Genomic DNA, 19516 nt, shown 5'->3' with positions numbered 1-19516 from the left:
CGGCGCTGAACGCCTGTGTTTATTCCAGTAGCGTCTGCTCGCTGGAATCAGGCTCTTCGAGCGCCTCCTTCATCAATGCGGTCATCACCGCCAGATCCACGGTTTTTCCACTGCACGCAGAGACAACGCTCAAACAGGTATTCGCATCGCCCAAGCGCTTGGCAATCGCCTTCTGCACCTGCGAGAAACCCAACTTGCCGATACGCATCGTGGCCAGTTCCAGCATGCAATCGAGGTAGCTTGCGAATACCCCCGAATGATCTCCTTCGTGATAAGCCTTTGCCCCCTCGAACACCCCTTTAGCCATCACGACCGCGCTTAATCCAAGACCGATCGGTGGGAAGATACAGCCTATGACGGTGACTGCCGCTACCGCAGCGTCGTAGCTCAGTTTGGCAACAATCTCGATGAGACTCGTGGTTTGTGCATCGACACCGTCAATGATCTGCCTGATCATCTCGCTGTAACAATGCGAAAAGTCGAATACCCGGCTATGAACGTGCAGTGCCGGCGGCTCGTCGTCGGTACTACGTTGCGTCAGCTCTTCGATGTATGCGCTGATCACTCGCTGGTCGGTGTATTTGACGCGCTTGCAGTAATAACTGCCTAACCCCCCCACTTTCACCGACCTGGTGAACTCGGCCCGTGGTCGAAACCATCGGCCGTCAGGTGCATTCGGGGTATACAACAGATCCGTGGCCACGCCATCGTTCATCAAGCGGAAAACATAAACGCCCTGGACCCTGCGGTTTTGCAGATAAAACTGGTACACACCGTTGCGTTGGGGAGATTCAGGCTCATCATTTTCTATTGGATCGGTGGACTCCGGTACTCGCAACCGATCAATAGCTTCTTCGATATCCCAACTTTGACGCTTATCAATTCTGCCGCTGAAGAGTTCCGCCAATGCGGCGCGCTGCATCTCATGCAGTTGCGTGTTTACATACACATCGCGTTTCAGCGCGTAACCAGGGGCATTGGGGTCCAGGTAGTCGCTGGACAGCATGTCGATATATTTTTCACCCGGACGCAACGTCTTCGACCAGCCCACCATGTATTTCATCAGCACGTCGGCCATCAAGGTGTCGGAGATGGGGGGATGGCCGGCCAACAAACGCAGTTTCGGGTAGATTCCCGGGTTATGTATCGGCCCGCTATCTTCCGTGATGTGTTGTTCCTTGATGATGAGCTGAGACAAGGTCATTTCTTGCGACTCGTCCAGCACCACCTTTATCAGATCGGGGTTCACGACGACTGTTTCGCCGTGTTCCGCCAGAACATCTTCAACCCTTTGTTTGATGAGGTTGTACGCAAACTTCTCGTAACTGATCAGCGCCGCCTCATGGCTGGCGAGCCGGGTCAACGCTTTAAGCTCGGTATTCAAACGAGCGAAATACCGTCGATGGTAAGAGGACGCCGAACGATAACCAGCAGGAATGACCGCCTCCACTTCGCCCCGCAGCCAACCGACATTGAGCAGAACAGCCTGGCGTAATGCCCCTGCACCGAACTGCGGCCATGGGGTACGCTTGAGGCCGCGCCATTGACTCGGCAACTCCAGCACAAATCTCATGTAAGCATCGGTGCGCTCTCGCTCAGCGGCGTGAGACTGCCGACTCAGGTAACTGCGTCCTGCCGGCTGATTCGTCCAATCGGCCATATGGAAGTTCAGTTGTTTGATGCTCACAAACTCGAACCAGACCCTGCCCCCGGGGGCTTGCGGCGCATAGAGCACGCAAGGACCGTCCTCACCTTCCGGTCCACAATAAACAATCATCCCTTGGAAGGCGTGTTTCCAGGTGTCAAACGAAAGACTCCCCATGGAATAGTTTCTGACGTTCTGGCTGGCCAGTTCGACGATCTTGAGGCTGTCGTCACTGAGATGCCCTTGCAACTTCGCGCTGAACGAACTCAGGTCCGTGCGACTGTCCAGCACGGCTTGCAGGGCTTGCAGCACCGCTTCGCTGGTGTATTTTTCTTCAAATTTCTCGGCATACAGCGAGCGCATGCTCTGGCTGCCTATCACCTCCAAAAGGTCTTGTTCGGTCACGCCTGACGGCAGCGCCTCACCTTCAAGAGTGATCTCCAATGGAACAGAGGACGGATCATACAAACCATTGAGCATGAACTCGGGAAGCATCAGGCGATTACGTTGAACCACCTTTTGCTGACCCACATAGAACATATGACGAGCATTGACGAAAATCTGCTCCGGGTCGATGAGTTCACCGGAGAGAATCCGGACAAACTCCCGGGCATAAAAATGTGCGAACGCCTTGAGTGACCTGGTTTCTTTCAGCAGTGCATCAAGCGCTTGCTCTTTTGCTGCCAGGGACTGCTCCGTATCGACATAATACTGGCGGTCTTCTTCACTGGCACGCTGCAACCAATCCGGTATCAGATGAGGTTGTTCGGCCATTGCTCGTTTCGAAGGGCGCCGAAGTTCTTCCTGAACTTCATTACCCGCACCTATCGTTAAATCATTAACACTCATGCACACTTCCTTTTGGCATCCAATGACATTACCAAGTACAAATTATTATCATTAGTCACAGCCAATAAAATTCTTTAACACCCCGCACACTGATCGCGCGGGGCACTCTACCGACTCCATCCATTCATCGGCCACCGCACAGGCTTATAAGAAGCTGCTTATTGGGCTCGGTAATACTCGACGATACCGCGGCCAAACAAATTCAGCTTTTCAATATTGAAGATGTTGTTATCCACGCGATAAAGCGGATCAAACGTCCACTGCCGGGTAAACACACCCGCATACTCGTCGCCGAACGCAGGAAATTCGTCATCCTGGACCTTCTCCATAATCGCCCAGCTCAGGGTTTGCGAGTAATCGACTACCGGCTGCCCAAGATCATTGACCACTGTCGAGGTCAGGTAAGTCTCATCGGCTTTGATACCATACTTCAACTGTTTAAAATCCTTATCCAGCATCGCACTGATTTCTTTCAACAAATCCATATTCGACATCTCTTAAATCCTTTTAATAAATAAGTGATCGCCCTGCACAACAGATAAATTCAGATGAACCGGGCTGACGAACACCTTATAAAGATTCCAGCCATCAAAGTACACCCCGAAACATGTATGCATTCGTAAATAACCACAACAAGATCATGTTCCACCCACACTTAAAACACTGACCCCCTGCACTGTTTCCCTGGCCACCGCTGGAGTTCCTCGCCCCACGCCCAACGTTCCATTGATCCGTCGCGCCAGGGCATTTACCGCATGTAACGATATAAACAAGAGGTCGGCTATTCGTTAGTTCGCGTTACCTTGAGAGACTAACTTGAGCACTTCTATTTCACGTTAACTCAACGGTTTTTGTACAAAAGGCGCCACCTGACGTGCATCGGCCCATGGCAGCGACTGTTGCCGATGCTGTAACAGTCATTGTCTCGAATCGCTATTTTTCCTTTGGGGATAAGGACTTATCCTTGCCTGGCTTTCAGGGCAATGGGGCCGAAAGCACGAAGTACCGAGGTGTGATTTTCCCGCCTCATCAGCAACAGAATCCAGGTGATTTGAATCCGTTTCAGCTCATCGACCCGTGTTCACTGACGTTGATTTGTAGCTCCTTGATCCAACGTCTTACCTTGGCCGCTGCGTTTGCAGCGGCCTTTTTTATGGGCGAAATAAAGAACCCCGTGAGCACGGGGTTCGATGGGGGAAGTGCTCGGAGGCGAAGCTGATTGAGCGTACGCTGGCAATAGTCTTCGGAGTTACAACGAATACCTCTGCAGATTCGCCATCATTTCCTTCAGCGCCTCAATGTTGTCCTTGGGATGCACCGCACCTTCAAAGTCGCAAATCTGCTGCCAGTGAGCAGCAACATCTTCCGGCGAGAAGCCCTCACGCGGATCGAAACCGGCGCCGAGGCTGCGCTCCCAGCGTACTTTGCCCATCCAGCCACCGCCGACTTCGAACAGGCCGGAAGTTTCCTGGCAGTTCTCACTGGCCAGGTACACCACCAGCGGGCTGACCAGTTCCGGTTTCAGCTGTTCGAAGACCTGTGGCGGAATCAAGCCTTCGGTCATGCGCGTGCCACCGGTTGGGGCGATAGCGTTGACCAGAATATTGTTCTTGCGGCCCTCGATGGCCAGGGTGCGGGTCAGGCCATAAAGACCGAGTTTAGCCATGCCGTAGTTGGACTGGCCGAAGTTGCCGTAGATGCCGGAGGTCGAGGCAGTGAAGATCACTCGACCGTAGTTTTGCTCACGCATGTGCGGCCACGCGGCACGGGTGACTTTATAAGCACCTTCGACATGCACGCGGTAAACCAGGTCCCAATCGCCGTCTTCCATTTTGTGGAAGGTCTTGTCGCGCAATATCCCGGCGTTGTTGACCACCACGTCGATGCGACCAAAGGTATCGAGGGCGTGCTGCACGAGTTTGTCGCCGTCGGTCACCGAATCGTGGTTGGCCACGGCGCTGCCGCCAGCCTCGCGAATCTCTGCCACCACGCGGTCGGCTGCCGAGGCATTGGCGCCTTCGCCTTGAGCCGAACCACCAAGATCATTGACCAGTACCTTGGCGCCCTGCCTGGCGAACAACAACGCATGAGCCCGTCCGAGACCGCCACCCGCACCGGTGACGATCACCACTTTATCTTCAAAGCGCACAGACTCTTTCATTACCAAACTCCAGCAGGCCAGGGACAGTGAGCCCGAGTGTCAGGCACGGCGCGGGCAGTCACAATCAACAGGGCTGAGGCTGAATGGTGTGCAATAAGGCGGGGGGATGATGAGCGCGAATGCGCTTGCACGGACCGTGCTGGAGCAGCCGGGCAGCACTACGTTGACCAGTGAGACAGCAATTCGCTGAATAGGGGGTAGTCCTTAGGGCTTCTAGCCTGTTCGCGTGTAGGATATGTGCCATTTTGCCAAGGATGCTCACAATGTTTGACTCGTGCAAGGAAGCCTGGCGCCGGATATCCGGGGTCTTTCTCACCGTGGTGAGCGTTCTTTCCAAAGTCGTTGGCTGGTTGCTGAAAAGCCTCTTTGGCCAGTGGCAGCCGCCCTTCTGGCTGAGGGCTATCGGCGCTGGGCTGACGACGCTGGGGCACAAGGCCCGAGCTTATCCGCGCCAGACCACTGGCGGCGTGTTGGGCTTGCTGCTGGTAGTGGCAGCGGTTTTTTACGGCTGGCACTGGTATTCAAACCTGCCAAAACCGCACACCGTGGCCTATTCGGTGCACAAGCCGAACCTGACGGATTACACCCAGCAGCCCCCCATCGTCGATACCCTGCAAATCCGCTTCGCCGAATCGGTGGCGCCGTTGCAGGACATTGGCAAGCCCGTCACTCAGGGTATTAGCCTCAAGCCCGCCGTCCAAGGCACCTGGAGCTGGGCCGATGATCGCAGCCTGTTGTTCGTGCCGGACCAGGACTGGCCGATTGACGCCCATTACAGTCTCGAACTTTCAAAGAGCAACCTGCTGGCTGACGGTGTGCTACTGGCGGAATACAACAGCCAGATAACCACCCCGCCATTCCGCGGCCAACTGACCCAAAACGAGCTGTACCAGGACCCAGTCAATCCGACACTGAAACAGCAGGTGGCGACCTTCCGCTTCTCCCACCCGGTGGACGAAGAAAGCCTGCGCAAGCGAGTGTCCGTTACCCTTGGCAAAGGCTTGGCCTACCGCGATGCCCAGGCGCCTAACCTGCCGGAAATCAGCTTCGACGAACGCAAGCTCAACGCCTACATCCGTTCCGCCGCCCTGGCCACGCCGCTGGAAAACGCCTCGGTTACGATCAAACTCGACGAAGGCATCAAGGCTCGAGATGGCGGCAACACCAGCCCTGCGCCGTTGAGCGCCGATGTGACGGTGCCCGGGCGTTATCGCCTGACCTTCAGCAGCGCCGACATCCAGTTTGTCGACAACGAACGCGGCGAGCCGGAACCTGTGCTGATGTTCAGCAGCTCCAACGCTGTGGCCGATGAGACCATCGCCGGTAAGGTCCAGGCCTGGCTGCTGCCGGAAAAAGCCGAGAATGACCATCGCCCCTGGTCCACCAGCGAAATAGACGAAAAACTGTTGGCCCGCAGCATCCCGGTCAAGTTGACCCACGTACCGAGCATCGAGCCGCTGAACACTCAGCACGCCTTCAAGTTCAAGGCCCCGGCGGGCCGCATGCTGTATGCACGGGTTCCGGCCAATCTGGAAGCCATCGGCGGTTACCTGGCAAAAAATCCTGTGGCGTCGCTGGTGAGCATGCCGGCCTATCCGCGTACCTTGCAGTTCCTCTCCAACGGTGCATTGCTGAGCCTCAACGGCGAAAAACGCCTGGGTTTCATGGCTCGTGGCGTGCCCGGCGCCCATGTGGAAATCGCCCGTTTACTGCCCAACCAATTGCAGCACCTGGTGGATCAAAGCAGCGGCAGCTTCGCCCGGCCAAACTTCGGCAACGACTATTTCGACCGGATGGTAGAGCGCATGTCCCTGGACATTCCGCTTTCGGCCGCCGATCCGTCGAAAACCCTCTATGACAACGTAGATCTCAGCCGTTACCTCACCGCCAACGGTGGCCGTCGAGGGATTTTCGTCCTCAAGCTGAGCCCCCAGGACGATCCGGCCGAGCGCACCTTCGACGGTTATTCGCGCAACACCACCAGTGACCTGCGCTTTATCGTGGTCACAGACCTGGGGATCATAGCCAAACGCTCCAGCGACGGCAGCCACGATGTGTACGTGCAATCCATCGGCAACGGTTCACCCGTGGCCGACGCTCAGGTCGATATCATCGGCCGCAATGGCTTGCCAGTGAGCAGCGGTAAAACCGACACCGAAGGCCACGCCCACTTTGCCAAACTCGACGAGTTGCGCCGCGAAAAAACGCCACTGATGTACGTGGTAACCCGTGGTAACGACCAGTCCTTCCTGCCAATTGCCCGACAGTCCCAGCAATTGGACCTGTCGCGTTTCGACGTCGGCGGTCTGAAAGAAGACGGCGCCATCGACCGCTTGAGCGCTTACCTGTTTACCGACCGCGGCCTCTATCGCCCCGGCGAGACCGCGCATCTGGGCATGATCGTGCGTAGCGGCAATTGGAAAGGTGTGCTGCAAGGCCTGCCACTGGAGTTGCAAATCACCGACCCCCGGGGCCTCGAAGTGATACGCCAGCCGCTGAAGCTGTCGGCCTCGGGTTTTGAAAGCTTCGATTTCGCCAGCAGTGAAGTAGCGCCGGCCGGGGATTACACCGCGACCCTGCAACTGATTGGCGAACAACAGACCCGCACCGATTTGGGCAGCGTCAGCTTCAAGGTTCGCGACTTCGAGCCGGACCGCATGAAAGTCAGTCTGAGCCTGCACGATACGCCGGTACAAGGCTGGATACCGCCGGAGCAAGTGGTGGCCAAGGTCACTGCGCTGCACCTGTTCGGCGCTCCGGCGTCGGGTCGGCGGGTGACCGCAAAAATGTCCCTGAGCCCAACGCTGGCCGCCTTCGATCGCTTCCCGGATTACCGCTTCCGTCTCAGAGACTCCCTGGAAGAAGCCAACTCCGAGGACCTGGCAGAGACCGAGGCCGACGACAACGGCCAGGCCGTCCTTGACCTCAACTTGCAACGTTTTGCCAACAGCACCTATCGCCTGCAAGTCATGGCTCAGGTCTACGAGGCCGAAGGCGGTCGCAACGTCGCCGCCCAGAGTGCTTTGCTGGTGTCTTCGGCGCCGTACCTGGTAGGTGTGAAGAGCCAGGATTCCTTGGGCTACGTGGCCAAGGATGCGTCGCGCCAGGTGCAATGGCTGGCCGTCGCACCGGACCTCACGCCGGTAGCGGTCGAGGGTCTGAGCACCGAGCTGGTGGAACACCGCTACGTTTCGGTGCTGATCAAGCAATCCAACGGCACCTACAAATACGAGTCGCGGATCAAGCACATCAACCAGTCAGCCACGCCCCTGCCCTTGGGTAAGGACGGCGCGAAACAGACGCTGAACACCGCCACACCAGGCGACTACACCCTGCAACTCAAGGACGCCAACGGCAACCTGCTCAACGCCATCGACTACAGCGTCGCCGGGCGTGGCAACACTTCCCGCTCCCTGGAGCGCAACGCCGAGCTGCAACTGCGCCTGGACAAACGCAGCTATGCCACTGGCGACGAGATCGCCATCAGCATCCGCGCGCCTTACACCGGCGCCGGGCTGATCACCATCGAGCGCGATAAGGTCTACACCCAGCAGTGGTTCAAGGCCGACAGCACCAACAGCGTGCAGCACATCCGTGTGCCAGCCGGGCTGGAGGGCAATGCTTACATCAACGTGCAATTCGTGCGGGACATCGGCTCATCCGAGGTCTATATGAGTCCATTGTCCTACGGCGTGGTGCCGTTCAGCATCAACCTCGATGCGCGGCGCATGGCGCTGAAGGTCGAAGGCCCGACGAAGACCGAGCCGGGGCAGGTGCTGGACATCAAGGTCAATGCCGACCGCCCTTCCCGCGCCGTGGTCTACGCAGTGGACGAAGGCATTCTGCAAGTAGCGCGTTACCAGACGCCGGACCCGTTGGGCTTCTTTTTTCAGAAACGGGCGCTGGAGGTCGGTACCAGCCAGATTCTTGACCTGATCCTGCCGGAATTCAGCCGCTTGCTCAGTGGCGCTGCACCCGGTGGCGATACGGAAAACGCCTTGGCCTCGCACCTCAACCCGTTCAAACGCAAACACCAGCCGCCCGTGGCATGGTGGTCAGGGCTGATCGACTTGCCGGCCGGGGATACCGTGCTGCATTACCAGATCCCGGACAGCTTCAACGGCAAGTTGCACCTGTTTGCGGTGGCGGTGGATGCCGACAGCGTCGGTGTCAGCGAGGCCAGCACCGATGTGCGCGGGCCACTGGTGATCACGCCGAACGTGCCGGCCTTCGTTGCACCTGGGGATGTGTTCAGTGTCAGTGCCGGGGTCTTCAGCAATCTGGAAGCGCCCACCCGTGTGAAATTTGAGCTGCAAACCAGCGCCGGCCTGAAAGTCGAAGGCGACCCCAACAGCACCCTGGACCTGCAACCGCGCAAGGAAGACATAGCCGAATTCCGGATCAAGGTCCTGGAAAACCTCGGCTCGGCGGATTTGCGCTTTGTCGCGGTGCTGCCGGACGGCAAGCGTATCCAGGTGGCCGAAACCACCTCGATCCGGCCCTTGAGTGAACACCGGGTCGCCCTCAGCCTCGGCCGCTTCGACAGCACCAGCAAAGAGTTGAAACCCACGCGCGAACTGTTCCCCCAACTGCGCAATGTGCAACTGGGGGTGGCCGCCTCGCCTCTGGTCTGGGCTAATGGCCTCAAGCACTACCTTGATGACTACGGTTACGCCTGCACCGAGCAATTGGTGTCCAAGGCCATGCCGGCGTTGATCTGGGGCGGCACCGCACCAGAAGCGGAACAGGCCTTTACCGGTGCGGTGCGCATGCTTCGACAGCGGCAGAATCAAGCCGGTGGTTTCGGCCTGTGGGCCGCCAATCCTGACGTCGCGCCTTATGCCAGCCTGTATGCCACTGACTTCCTGATCGAAGCCAAGGAGCGCGGTCTGCCGGTGCCGGAAGATGTGCTGGTGCGCGCCAACGCTTACCTCACCGACCTGGCCAACGGTCCCAGCGAAGGCCTGTCGGAATTGCGCAACCGTGCCTACGCCAGCTACCTGCTGAGCCGTCAGGGGATTCTGGTCAGTGGTGCCTTGAGCGATATCCGCGAGCGCTACGAGAGCTACTTCCGCGACAGCTGGAAGAATGACCTGGGCGCCGCCTACCTCGCCGCCAGTTACAAGTTACTGAAGCAGGATCGTCAGGCTGATGCACTGGTGCGCAAAATCCCGTGGCGCTCCATCAGCGATGCCTGGGACAGCGACGGCCTGTATTACGACCCACTGGTCCACGACGCCGAGCACCTGCATTTGCTCAGCCGCCACTTCCCCGAGTTGCTGGGCGACGTGCCGGTGAACCTGCTGGACAAGCTCGGCAAGCGCCTCAATGAGCAGCGTTACAACTCGCTGTCGGCCGCACTGTTGTTGCGCGCCCTGGACAACTACGGCCAACGGGCGCAAAGCAACATGACCCTCAAAGCCACGGCCTGGCTGGGAGACAAGCAGCAACAACTGTTACAGATGGCCGGTCAACCGCCTCGTGCGGCAGTCCCGCCAGGCACGCAAAAACTGCTGATGGAAAAAACTGACGGTCCTGCTGCGTTCTACATGCTCAGCGAGGCCGGTTTTGATCGGAGTGCGACCCTCCATTCCATCAGTAATGGCCTGGAAATCATCCACGAATACCTCGACCTGAACGGCAAGCCCGTCAGCCAGGTGAGCGTCGGTGATGAGTTCCTGGTGCGCCTGCGACTGCGGGCCACGGATCGGGATCAGGTGCAGCAAGTGGCGGTGGTCGATTTGTTGCCGGGCGGCGTCGAGCCGGTGTATCGCCTGCCGCCAGAGCCGCAGGCCGCCAGTGAAGGTGAAGGCGAAGAATCGCAATACGCCGAAAACAGCGAAGAGGCCAACGCCTGGCAAGCGCCTATTGGTGAGAGCGAGTTGAGCAATTGGCAACCGGATTACATTGATGTGCGCGATGACCGGGTGGTGTTTTATGGCACGGCGCTGCGGGACGTCGGCACCTTCGTCTACCGCGTACGGGCCACCAACGCCGGGACCTTCAACACGCCACCGGCCTATGCCGAAGGCCTGTACCAAACCACCTTGCAAGGCCGTGGCAAGGTCGGCCAGCTTGAAATCGTCAAGCCTTGAAACATCCGGGACGGCGCTTGAAACCCCTGCTGGCAGTTGGGCTGGCAGTGGGCGTGCTGGTGGGGCTGCGACTGTGGCCCCATCAGCCACTGGAGCAAACCACCTCATTCTCACGACTGGTGCTGGCCGACGACGGTTCGCTGCTGCGCATGACCCTGGCCGCCGACGGCCAGTATCGGCTGTGGCTGCCCCTGGAGCGCATCTCGCCATCACTGGTCGAGGCGTTGCTGCTCAAGGAAGACCGCAACTTCTATTGGCACCCGGGAATCAACCCGCCAGCATTGCTGCGGGCGGCCACGGCCACTTACAGCGGGGGCCAGCGCCAGGGCGGCTCGACCTTAAGCATGCAACTGGCGCGACGGCTGTGGGACCTCAATACCCGGCAGGTCCCCGGCAAACTGCAACAAATGGCCCTGGCGCTTTGGCTGGAGCTGCGTTACAGCAAACACGACATCCTCGAGGCCTATCTCAACCTGTCGCCCATGGGCGGCAATATCGAAGGTGCCGAAGCGGCAAGCCGGATTTACTTCGGTAAAGCGGCAGCGCAGTTGTCGTTATCCGAAGCCCTCGCGCTGGCGGTGATTCCCCAGCAGCCAGGACGGCGCGCCAGCTTCGGACCGTCGCTGCAAAACGCTCGCCTGCGGCTGATGGCGGACTGGCGCGAGACCTATCCCGAAGATCCGCGTAACAGCAGTTTGCTGGAGCTGCCATTGGAGGCGCGCACTCGTCAGCAGATTCCTTTCCTGGCGCCTCATTTGAGCGAACAGCTGCTGACGTCCCAGACCGGTAATGAGCTCAACAGTACTCTCAACCTGCCCTTGCAACGGCTGCTGGAACGTTTGATTGGCGGCTTTATCGCCGAACGCCGCAGCACCGGTATCGAGAACGCCACGGCAATCCTGGTGGACAGCCGCGACCAGAGCGTCAAGGCGCTGGTAGGCTCGGCGGATTACTTATCCACGGCCATTCACGGGCAGGTCAACGGCGTACTGGCGCGACGCTCACCCGGTTCCACCCTCAAGCCGTTTCTCTATGGGCTGGCGCTGGATCAGGGGTTGATCCACCCCATGAGCATTCTCAAGGACATGCCCAGTAACTTCGGCTACTTCCAGCCGGAAAATTTCGATGGCAGTTTTGTCGGCCCACTGACAGCCCGGGACGCGTTGATTCGCAGCCGCAATATTCCGGCGGTGTGGCTGGCCAGCAAGGTCAAATCCCCTTCGTTGTACGGCTTTTTGCAAAGGGCCGGGATCAAGGGATTGCGGGGCGAGAGCCATTACGGTCTGGCCCTGGCCCTGGGCGGTGGCGAGATGACCCCCGAAGAATTGGCGCGGCTGTACCTGATGTTGGCCGGCGACGGGCATTTGCGGTCGTTGCGCTACCTCGTCGAGCAGCCTCAGACCAGCGGTGCCGCGCTGCTGACGCCGCAAGCCGCGTTCATGGTGCGCGATATGCTCAGGCACAACCCGCGCCCGGATGGCTTGCCGGCCAACAGCGCTAGTCGGCACTGGCGCACGGCCTGGAAAACCGGCACTTCCTGGGGCTTTCACGATGCCTGGAGCGCCGGAATCGTCGGCCCGTACGTGTTAATCGTGTGGGTCGGCAATTTCGACGGCAGGCCCAACCCGGCGTTCATTGGCGCAAAGACGGCAGCGCCACTGTTCTTTCGCATCGCCGACGCCCTGCCTCTGGCATTGCCCACGGTCGCCGACAAAGTCGACAAGCCACCTGCAGGACTGACGCGGATCGACGTCTGCGCCGCCTCCGGCGAGCTGCCCAACCGCTGGTGCCCCTCGACCCGCAAGACCTGGTATATCCCCGGGGTCTCACCCATTCGTGTGTCCAACCTGCATCGCCCGGTGCTACTCGACACCCGTACCGGCAAGGCTGCCTGCCCGCCGTTCGATCCGCAGTACACCCGCGAAGAGGTATTCGAATTCTGGCCCAGCGATGTACAACGACTGTTCCGCGCCGCCGGCCTGCCACGGCGCACGCCGCCTGACGTGCTCAAGAGCTGCCAGCCCAATCGCCACGGCGATCAGAGCGAAGCCCCGCAAATCCGCTCGCCGCTGACCCAGGTCACCTATCAGCTGCGCCTGTCCCACCCCCAGGAAAGCATTCCCCTGAACGCCAACGCCGCGAGTGATGCCTTGACCCTGTATTGGTTCGCCGACCAGACCCTGATCGGTCAGGGTCCACCCCAAGCCACACTGAACTGGCGGCCAGGCAAGTCGGGCGAGTATCACTTGCGAGTCAGTGATGATCAGGGCCGCAGCGTGAGCCGAGGATTACGGGTAGAGTTTTTGCCTTAGCCGAGCAAGGAGCGACCCTGGGGTCGCATGACCACGCATTAGCCATGACTTGATGCAGGGCGCAGTTGAAACCAAAACGGGCCTGCATCTGCAGGCCCGTTTTCAGTGGGGTGGTAAGGGTGTTTCAGGCATCAGCTATTGAAAGCGGCCTGTTCGTTCTCAAGAAATTCTTCTTCCAGCAGCGCGTCGGCATGGGCACCCGAGTTGATCGGCGTGACGGTGGCGCGTTTACCGCGCAATTTGCCGAACAGGTGTTCCAGCGCATGTTCAAGTTTGGTGGCCGCCCCTTCGATGGCCAGTTCCAGTGTGTCGGCTTTATGAGTAACGGAAACCGGTTGATGGCCTTTTGGCCGCGCTTCAAGTTGGCAGCGCATGTCGTGTGGACCGGGTTTATCGCCGTTCTCGTCCCGCAGGTGGACTTCGACCCGTGTCAGGTCTTCTTCGTATCGTTCGAGCGTGCTCTCAATGGTAGTACGTACCCACTCCTCCAGTCGGATGCTGCTTTGAATATGGTTATCGCTATTGACTTGGATTTGCATAGTTCATCCCTTATTTCAGCTAGCTCGCGAGAGATCCGGTGCGGTGTTTGAAATCTGGTTGACCGTGACCTCTTGGTTACAGAGTTGGGCAGACGGAGAAACAATTCAACCCCTAAAAAAAGATAAATATTCATACGCAAAAAAAGCCGGACAACGGGCAAAAGCGCTGTTACTGTCGGGAGTCGACTCGACCTGCAACGCCGCAAAAAACCCTCACAATTGCCCCTCACCCAGGGGGTGCAACCCGCGAAAAATCTCCGCCTCCTCCACCAGCCAGTCATGCACCGCGCGCACGCCCGGATGGCTCAGCGCCCCCGGTGAATACAGCAACACATAGCGTTTGTAGTTGGGCACCGCGACGCCGAACGGCACGATCAGCGTGCCCCGCTCCAGCTCATCGTTGAGCAAGGTCCGGCGGGCGATGGCCACGCCCATCCCGGCAATCGCTGCCTCGATGGTCAAGTGGTTGCGGTTGAAGGTATGCCCGCGCCGTACGTCGGCACCGTCGAAGCCGATAGCGTTCAGGTAAAACTCCCACTCCGCGTATTCATAACTGCCGCGCCAGGCGGTGATGTCGTGCAACAACGGAAAATGCACCAGATCCGCCGGCCCGTGCAGCGGCGGTCGACCGCGCAGCAGGCTCGGCGCGCAGACCGGGAAAATCTGCTCATCGAGCAAGGCTGTGGATAACAATCCCGGGTAACTGCCATCGTTCAAGTCGATGGCCAGGTCGAAGTCACCTTCGTGCAGCGCCACGCTGCTGTCCTCGGCCACCAGCCGCAACTGGATATCCGGAAACCGCTGCTGCAAACGCGGCAGACGCGGCGTCAGCCATTTGCCGAGAAACGAAGGAATCGAGCGCAAACGCAGGATGCCGCTGATCATTCCCGCATCCAGCCGGCGTAGTTCCGCGTCGATGCTGCCGTAGGCTTCGTTAACTGTGATCGCCAGCCGCTGGCCTTCGGCACTCAATTCGACACCCCGGGCGCGGCGGTGGAACAGGCGAAACCCCAGGCGCTCTTCCAACTGGCGGATCTGCTGGCTGACGGCGCCGGGGGTGATGTGCAGTTCTTCGGCGCAGCGGGTGAACGACAAGTGGCGTGCCGCACAGGAAAACACATGCAGCCAGACGTAGGTCTGGGCATGAAATTGACGACTCATCGTTTAGTCCTACTAAAGCCTGTCTTAGGAAGTTTCGTTGGTCAGCGCTGACCGAGGTAGGCAGTATCGCCTACATTGCGCTTGTCCTACAAAAAATGGCGGCGATTCCTACTCCATTGCTTGTAAGGCTTTAGCATGGCTATCAGTGTTTTCGATCTCTTCAAAGTCGGTATCGGTCCGTCCAGTTCCCACACCGTCGGCCCGATGCGCGCTGCGGCGACCTTCGCCCAGGCGCTGTTTGACCAGGGTTTGCTGGAGCAAACCCGACGGGTGGAAGTCCGTCTCTACGGCTCGCTGTCCGCCACCGGCGTCGGCCACGCCACCGATCGCGCCTGCGTCATGGGGCTGATGGGCGAATGGCCCGACAGCATCGACCCGAGCTGCATCGGCCCGCGTATCCAGCAGTTGCGTGAAAGCGGCGAACTGCTGCTGGCCGGTCGCCGGAACATTGCCTTCGATTGGCAACGTGATTTGCTGCTGCTCGACGAAAGCCTGCCCTACCACCCTAACGCCATGTCGCTGACAGCCTTTGGCGAAAACGGCCAGTTGTGGGAACAAACCTACTATTCGGTCGGCGGCGGTTTCATCGTCGAAGCGGCCGAAGCCGAGTCGGGCGTGCCGGCCGCCAGCGACGTGGTGTTGCCGTACGAATTTTCCAGTGCCGTGGAATTACTGTCGCTGTGCAACCAGCACGGCTTGCGGGTTTCCGAGCTGATGATGGCCAACGAACGGGCCTGGCGCAGCGATGCGGAAATTCGCAGCGGCCTGCTGCACATCTGGTCAGTGATGCGTGAATGCGTCGAGCAAGGCCTGCGCCACGAAGGCGTGCTGCCGGGCGGCCTGGATGTGCCGCGCCGCGCCGCGAAATTGCACCGCAGCCTGCTGGAAATCGGCAAACCGAACGTCATCAGTTCGACCCTCTCGGCGATGGAATGGGTCAACCTGTTCGCCCTCGCCGTGAACGAAGAAAACGCCGCCGGCGGCCGCATGGTCACCGCACCGACCAACGGCGCGGCGGGGATCATCCCGGCGGTGCTGCATTACTACATGAAGTTCAACCCCGACGCCTCGGACGACGATGTCGTGGCGTTTTTCCTCGCCGCGGCGTCGGTGGGCATCCTCTGCAAAAAGAACGCCTCGATCTCCGGTGCCGAAGTCGGCTGCCAGGGTGAAGTCGGTTCCGCCTGCGCCATGGCCGCTGCCGGCCTCGCCGAGGTATTGGGCGCGACACCCGAACAACTGGAAAACGCCGCCGAAATCGGCCTGGAACACAACCTCGGCCTGACCTGCGACCCGGTCGGCGGGCTGGTTCAGGTGCCGTGCATCGAGCGCAACGCAATTGCCGCGGTGAAGGCAATCAACGCCACCCAAATGGCCCTGCGCGGCGACGGCAAACACTTTATTTCCCTGGACCGGGTGATCCGCACCATGCGCGATACCGGCGCCGATATGCATGACAAATACAAAGAAACTTCACGGGGCGGCCTGGCTGTGAGCTGGGTGGAGTGCTGACGAGCATTCCCTGACCGCCTGCATTACGTGAGCCCGAGCAAGAATAATAACGAGGCGATACTGATGACCGATGTACGTACACCTGCTGCCGATAATCCTGCTGTAGAACTGCCCCGTAGTACCGCAACAACCAGCAAAGGCTGGAGCAAACACGACACCACCTGGATGCTCGGACTTTACGGCACGGCGATTGGTGCAGGCACGCTGTTCCTGCCGATCAACGCCGGTGTCGGCGGTTTCTGGCCGTTGCTGGTGCTGGCGCTGCTGGCCTTCCCGATGACCTTCTTCGCCCACCGCGGCCTGACCCGCTTCGTGCTGTCCGGGCGTTCCGGGGACATCACCGAAGTAGTGGAAGAGCACTTCGGCATCGGTGCCGGCAAGCTGATCACCCTGCTGTATTTCTTTGCGATCTTCCCGATTTTGCTGGTGTACAGCGTGGCGTTGACCAACACCCTCAGCAGCTTCATGGAGCATCAATTACACATCGCACCGCCACCGCGCTCGGTGTTGTCGCTGGCGCTGATTCTGGGGCTGATGGCGATCGTCCGTTGCGGTCAGGGCGTGATCGTCAAATGCATGAGCGTGCTGGTTTACCCGTTTGTCGCCGCGTTGCTGTTGCTCGGTGTGAGCCTGATCCCGAACTGGAACGGCGCGTTCTTCGCCTCGGCCAGTGAAGGCATGCCGTTGCCGCTGTTCTTCAAAACCCTGTGGCTGGCGATTCCGGTGATGGTGTTCTCGTTCAACCATTCGCCGATCATCTCCGCCTTCGCCGTCGATCAGAAACAGCGTTACGGCACCCAGGCCGAGCCGAAAAGCAGCGGCATCCTCGCCGTCGCCCACAGCATGATGGTGCTGACGGTGATGTTCTTCTGCTTCAGCTGCGTGCTGGCCCTGTCGCCGGCCGACCTGGCAGCCGCAAAGGCGCAGAACATCTCGATCCTGTCGTACCTGGCCAACCACTTCCAGACCCCGGTCATCGCCTATGCCGCGCCGTTGATCGCGCTGGTGGCAATCACCAAATCCTTCCTCGGCCACTACATCGGTGCCAGCGAAGGCTTCCAGGGCCTGATCGTGAAAAGCCTGCGCGGCCGTGGCCGGGTAATGCCAGCCAGCTGGCTGAACCGCGTGACCGCGCTGTTCATGATCCTCAGTTGCTGGGCGGTGGCGACCTTCAACCCGAGCATCCTGGGCATGATCGAAACCCTCGGTGGACCGGTGATCGCCTGCCTGCTATTCCTGATGCCGATGTACGCGATCCGCCGCGTGCCGTCGCTGCGCCAGTATTCGGGGCAAGCCTCGAACGTGTTCGTGGTGTTGATCGGCCTGATCGCACTGTCAGCGATCATCTACTCCGTCATGCCCTGAAACGGACCATGAATGAAAAAGGCGAGCCATTGGGCTCGCCTTTTTATTGCCGGTTTATTGACCCGGAGCAGGACCGGCATGGCCCTTGCTTCGTCAGAATGGAGGCACACGGATGTTGTTGAAACCTCAGCGAACGGCCTGCCGGTGGTCTGGAAAAGCGAACCAATCCTGATCCCGTCCGGTCAATGACTGCACGATCCCATCAAGCGGTGACGCATTATGGATAACCCTTTCCAACTGATCACCGACGCTTTTGCGCCGGATTATCAGGTCAACCTGAGCATTCAGGGACTCGACGGCAGCATCATGCTGACCCTCTCCAAAACCGGCCGAATCGTCGCCAAGCGGATGATCAGCGCCGCACAACGCAATGACCCGCAACGCCTGAAACGGCTGGTGCAAAGCATTCAGTTCGGCATCGCCATCGAACAGGGCCACAGCGCCGTGGCGATCCTTGAAGCGATGACCAACGGCGACAACTTCAAATTACCGCCGCCCTCACCCAAGACTCCACCCCCTCGGCCGGCAAGGTTTTAAAGCTCGCCCCTCTCGACTTCCGGATGCTCACCGGAGCCCGCCCCGGTCTTGCGCTGCGGGTGTGCGATCTTCACCGACGGAAATTGCGACGAGGCATAGCGCACCACCAGAATCGAAAACGCCAGCAGCAGAATGCCGCCGCACAGGTAGATGATTCCGATGTCCGGCGGGTTGTGGTGCGACACGTTGGAGATCAGCAGGCGCGTCAACGCGGTGATCGCCACGTAGATCAGAAAGCGCACCGGCATGTGGTTGGTCTTGAAGTAAATCCCGACCATCGCGCCCAACTCGAGGTAGATGAACAGCAGCAGGATGTCATCGATCTTGATGTCACCCTCCTTGATCATCAACAAAAACTCCGCCACCGCCGCCCAGGCAGTGACTGCACCGATGGCGAACAGTGCCAGGTAATGGAACGTCTCAACGAACAGGTTACCCAGCGATCCGGCCAGCTCATGGACGCTCTGGCGAAGCTTTTCAGCCCAATTGATATTCACGGTTGTTCTTCCTTAGGTCGGTTCGACCGATGATGCCGGTTTGACGTGACGGTAGTTCTGCATGCAGAAAAAAGGCCAGCGGCATGGAGTGAGATGGTAGCGGGATGATATGAGGCACGTTGGAGTGCTTTGGGTAAATGTAGGACCGTTCTGAATTTGGTTTTTGGGCATCGGATGGATTTCTGGGGGTCGGGTCAGCAGGAACCTGCCCTGCAGCGATTAGCAGCCTCCCAGGCGCTAAAAAACCATACAGAGCCAGCACATCGCTACGATTGTGCCCGCCAATCTCTGCACGCTAACGTCAAACCGTCGCTGCCCATTCAGCGACCGGGCCTGAGAACCTGGGTAAGATACTGGCGCACCAACGTCCCACCTCACAATTACTGGCGTTTTATGCCCGTAATCTGTGCAATGGCGGCTGTGCGCGGGAGACCTTCGGGTCTGCCGGGTTCCCGTATCCCCGGTTTCTCAGCCTGCGCATAGCTGCCACCCATTCGCCTGAGAACGAACGTGGTAGCTCCAACTTTGACACGGGAGTTTTGCAATGACTAACCTCAAAGACCTGACAACCGCTGGCCTCACACCCTTCTCCATCCATTCCGACCACCCCCTCTTCCGCGTCAACAGCGGAGTCTCGATCCACGAAGCCTTGTCCCACGTGTCCGACTTGCTCCACCTCTCCAAACTGCTGGCCGAAGACGCGGCGATGGAACGCGGCAAGGACCGCTATGCCTGGGCGTCGCATTATTTGCAGGAAATGAGTAAGGCGGTGATCGATGACGTGGTGAAGGTGCTGGGGGCACCGGGTAATAACCGCGATTGAATGGAAAAAGCCCCGGGCTT

The 19516-nt window shown here is 59.2% G+C and carries 12 protein-coding genes; 6 read left to right on the top strand and 6 right to left on the bottom strand.

From position 1 onward, the window contains the following. Window positions 1-19: 19 nt before the first annotated feature. The 3 genes from AABM55_RS05090 to AABM55_RS05080 all read right to left on the bottom strand — a co-directional run bounded on the left by AABM55_RS05090 (window position 20) and on the right by AABM55_RS05080 (window position 4655). A complete protein-coding gene (locus tag AABM55_RS05090; RefSeq protein ID WP_347928977.1) occupies window positions 20-2494 on the bottom strand; it encodes a DUF6543 domain-containing protein in 2475 nt (824 codons plus the stop codon). A 158-nt stretch (window positions 2495-2652) separates the two neighbouring features. Continuing rightward, window positions 2653-2988, bottom strand: a complete 336-nt coding sequence (locus tag AABM55_RS05085) for a hypothetical protein (protein WP_054595748.1) — start codon at window positions 2986-2988, stop codon at window positions 2653-2655. A 755-nt stretch (window positions 2989-3743) separates the two neighbouring features. Further along, on the bottom strand, window positions 3744-4655 hold the full coding sequence (locus tag AABM55_RS05080) for an SDR family oxidoreductase (protein WP_347928976.1): 912 nt from the start codon (window positions 4653-4655) through the stop codon (window positions 3744-3746). A gap of 263 nt (window positions 4656-4918) precedes the next feature. Between AABM55_RS05080 and AABM55_RS05075 the strand changes: the two genes are divergently transcribed. Beyond that, window positions 4919-10750 (top strand): alpha-2-macroglobulin, encoded by a 5832-nt coding sequence (locus tag AABM55_RS05075; protein ID WP_347928975.1) that lies wholly within the window; start codon window positions 4919-4921, stop codon window positions 10748-10750. Further along, window positions 10747-13062 carry a penicillin-binding protein 1C gene (gene pbpC / locus AABM55_RS05070; protein WP_347928974.1) on the top strand — a complete coding sequence of 772 codons (2316 nt, stop codon included), beginning with the start codon at window positions 10747-10749 and terminating at the stop codon, window positions 13060-13062. The genes AABM55_RS05075 and pbpC overlap by 4 nt, the downstream gene beginning before the upstream one ends. A gap of 131 nt (window positions 13063-13193) precedes the next feature. Here pbpC and AABM55_RS05065 read toward each other — a convergent pair whose 3' ends face one another. Next, entirely contained in the window at window positions 13194-13601 is a 408-nt protein-coding gene (locus tag AABM55_RS05065; protein ID WP_054595743.1) for an HPF/RaiA family ribosome-associated protein, read from the bottom strand. A 213-nt stretch (window positions 13602-13814) separates the two neighbouring features. Next, window positions 13815-14762, bottom strand: a complete 948-nt coding sequence (locus AABM55_RS05060) for a LysR substrate-binding domain-containing protein (protein ID WP_019693524.1) — start codon at window positions 14760-14762, stop codon at window positions 13815-13817. A 135-nt stretch (window positions 14763-14897) separates the two neighbouring features. Here AABM55_RS05060 and AABM55_RS05055 point away from each other — a divergent pair, with 135 nt between their 5' ends. From AABM55_RS05055 to AABM55_RS05045, 3 genes are all read left to right on the top strand, one after another. Then, complete coding sequence (locus AABM55_RS05055; RefSeq protein ID WP_347928973.1) at window positions 14898-16274, top strand: L-serine ammonia-lyase; 1377 nt, start codon at window positions 14898-14900, stop codon at window positions 16272-16274. A gap of 63 nt (window positions 16275-16337) precedes the next feature. Then, on the top strand, window positions 16338-17639 hold the full coding sequence (locus AABM55_RS05050) for a serine/threonine transporter (protein ID WP_347928972.1): 1302 nt from the start codon (window positions 16338-16340) through the stop codon (window positions 17637-17639). A gap of 219 nt (window positions 17640-17858) precedes the next feature. After that, window positions 17859-18176 carry a DUF3509 domain-containing protein gene (locus tag AABM55_RS05045; protein WP_103318168.1) on the top strand — a complete coding sequence of 106 codons (318 nt, stop codon included), beginning with the start codon at window positions 17859-17861 and terminating at the stop codon, window positions 18174-18176. Here the strand turns inward: AABM55_RS05045 and AABM55_RS05040 are convergent. Beyond that, window positions 18173-18673, bottom strand: a complete 501-nt coding sequence (locus tag AABM55_RS05040; protein WP_347928971.1) for a phosphate-starvation-inducible PsiE family protein — start codon at window positions 18671-18673, stop codon at window positions 18173-18175. The genes AABM55_RS05045 and AABM55_RS05040 overlap by 4 nt on opposite strands. A gap of 544 nt (window positions 18674-19217) precedes the next feature. Here AABM55_RS05040 and AABM55_RS05035 point away from each other — a divergent pair. Next, complete coding sequence (locus AABM55_RS05035) at window positions 19218-19496, top strand: DUF3077 domain-containing protein (RefSeq protein WP_054595738.1); 279 nt, start codon at window positions 19218-19220, stop codon at window positions 19494-19496. The last annotated feature ends 20 nt before the right edge of the window (window positions 19497-19516 follow it).

This window comes from Pseudomonas helvetica (assembly GCF_039908645.1).
In the GTDB taxonomy this organism is placed as follows: domain Bacteria; phylum Pseudomonadota; class Gammaproteobacteria; order Pseudomonadales; family Pseudomonadaceae; genus Aquipseudomonas; species Aquipseudomonas helvetica.
This window is presented reverse-complemented; position numbering and strand designations above follow the sequence as displayed.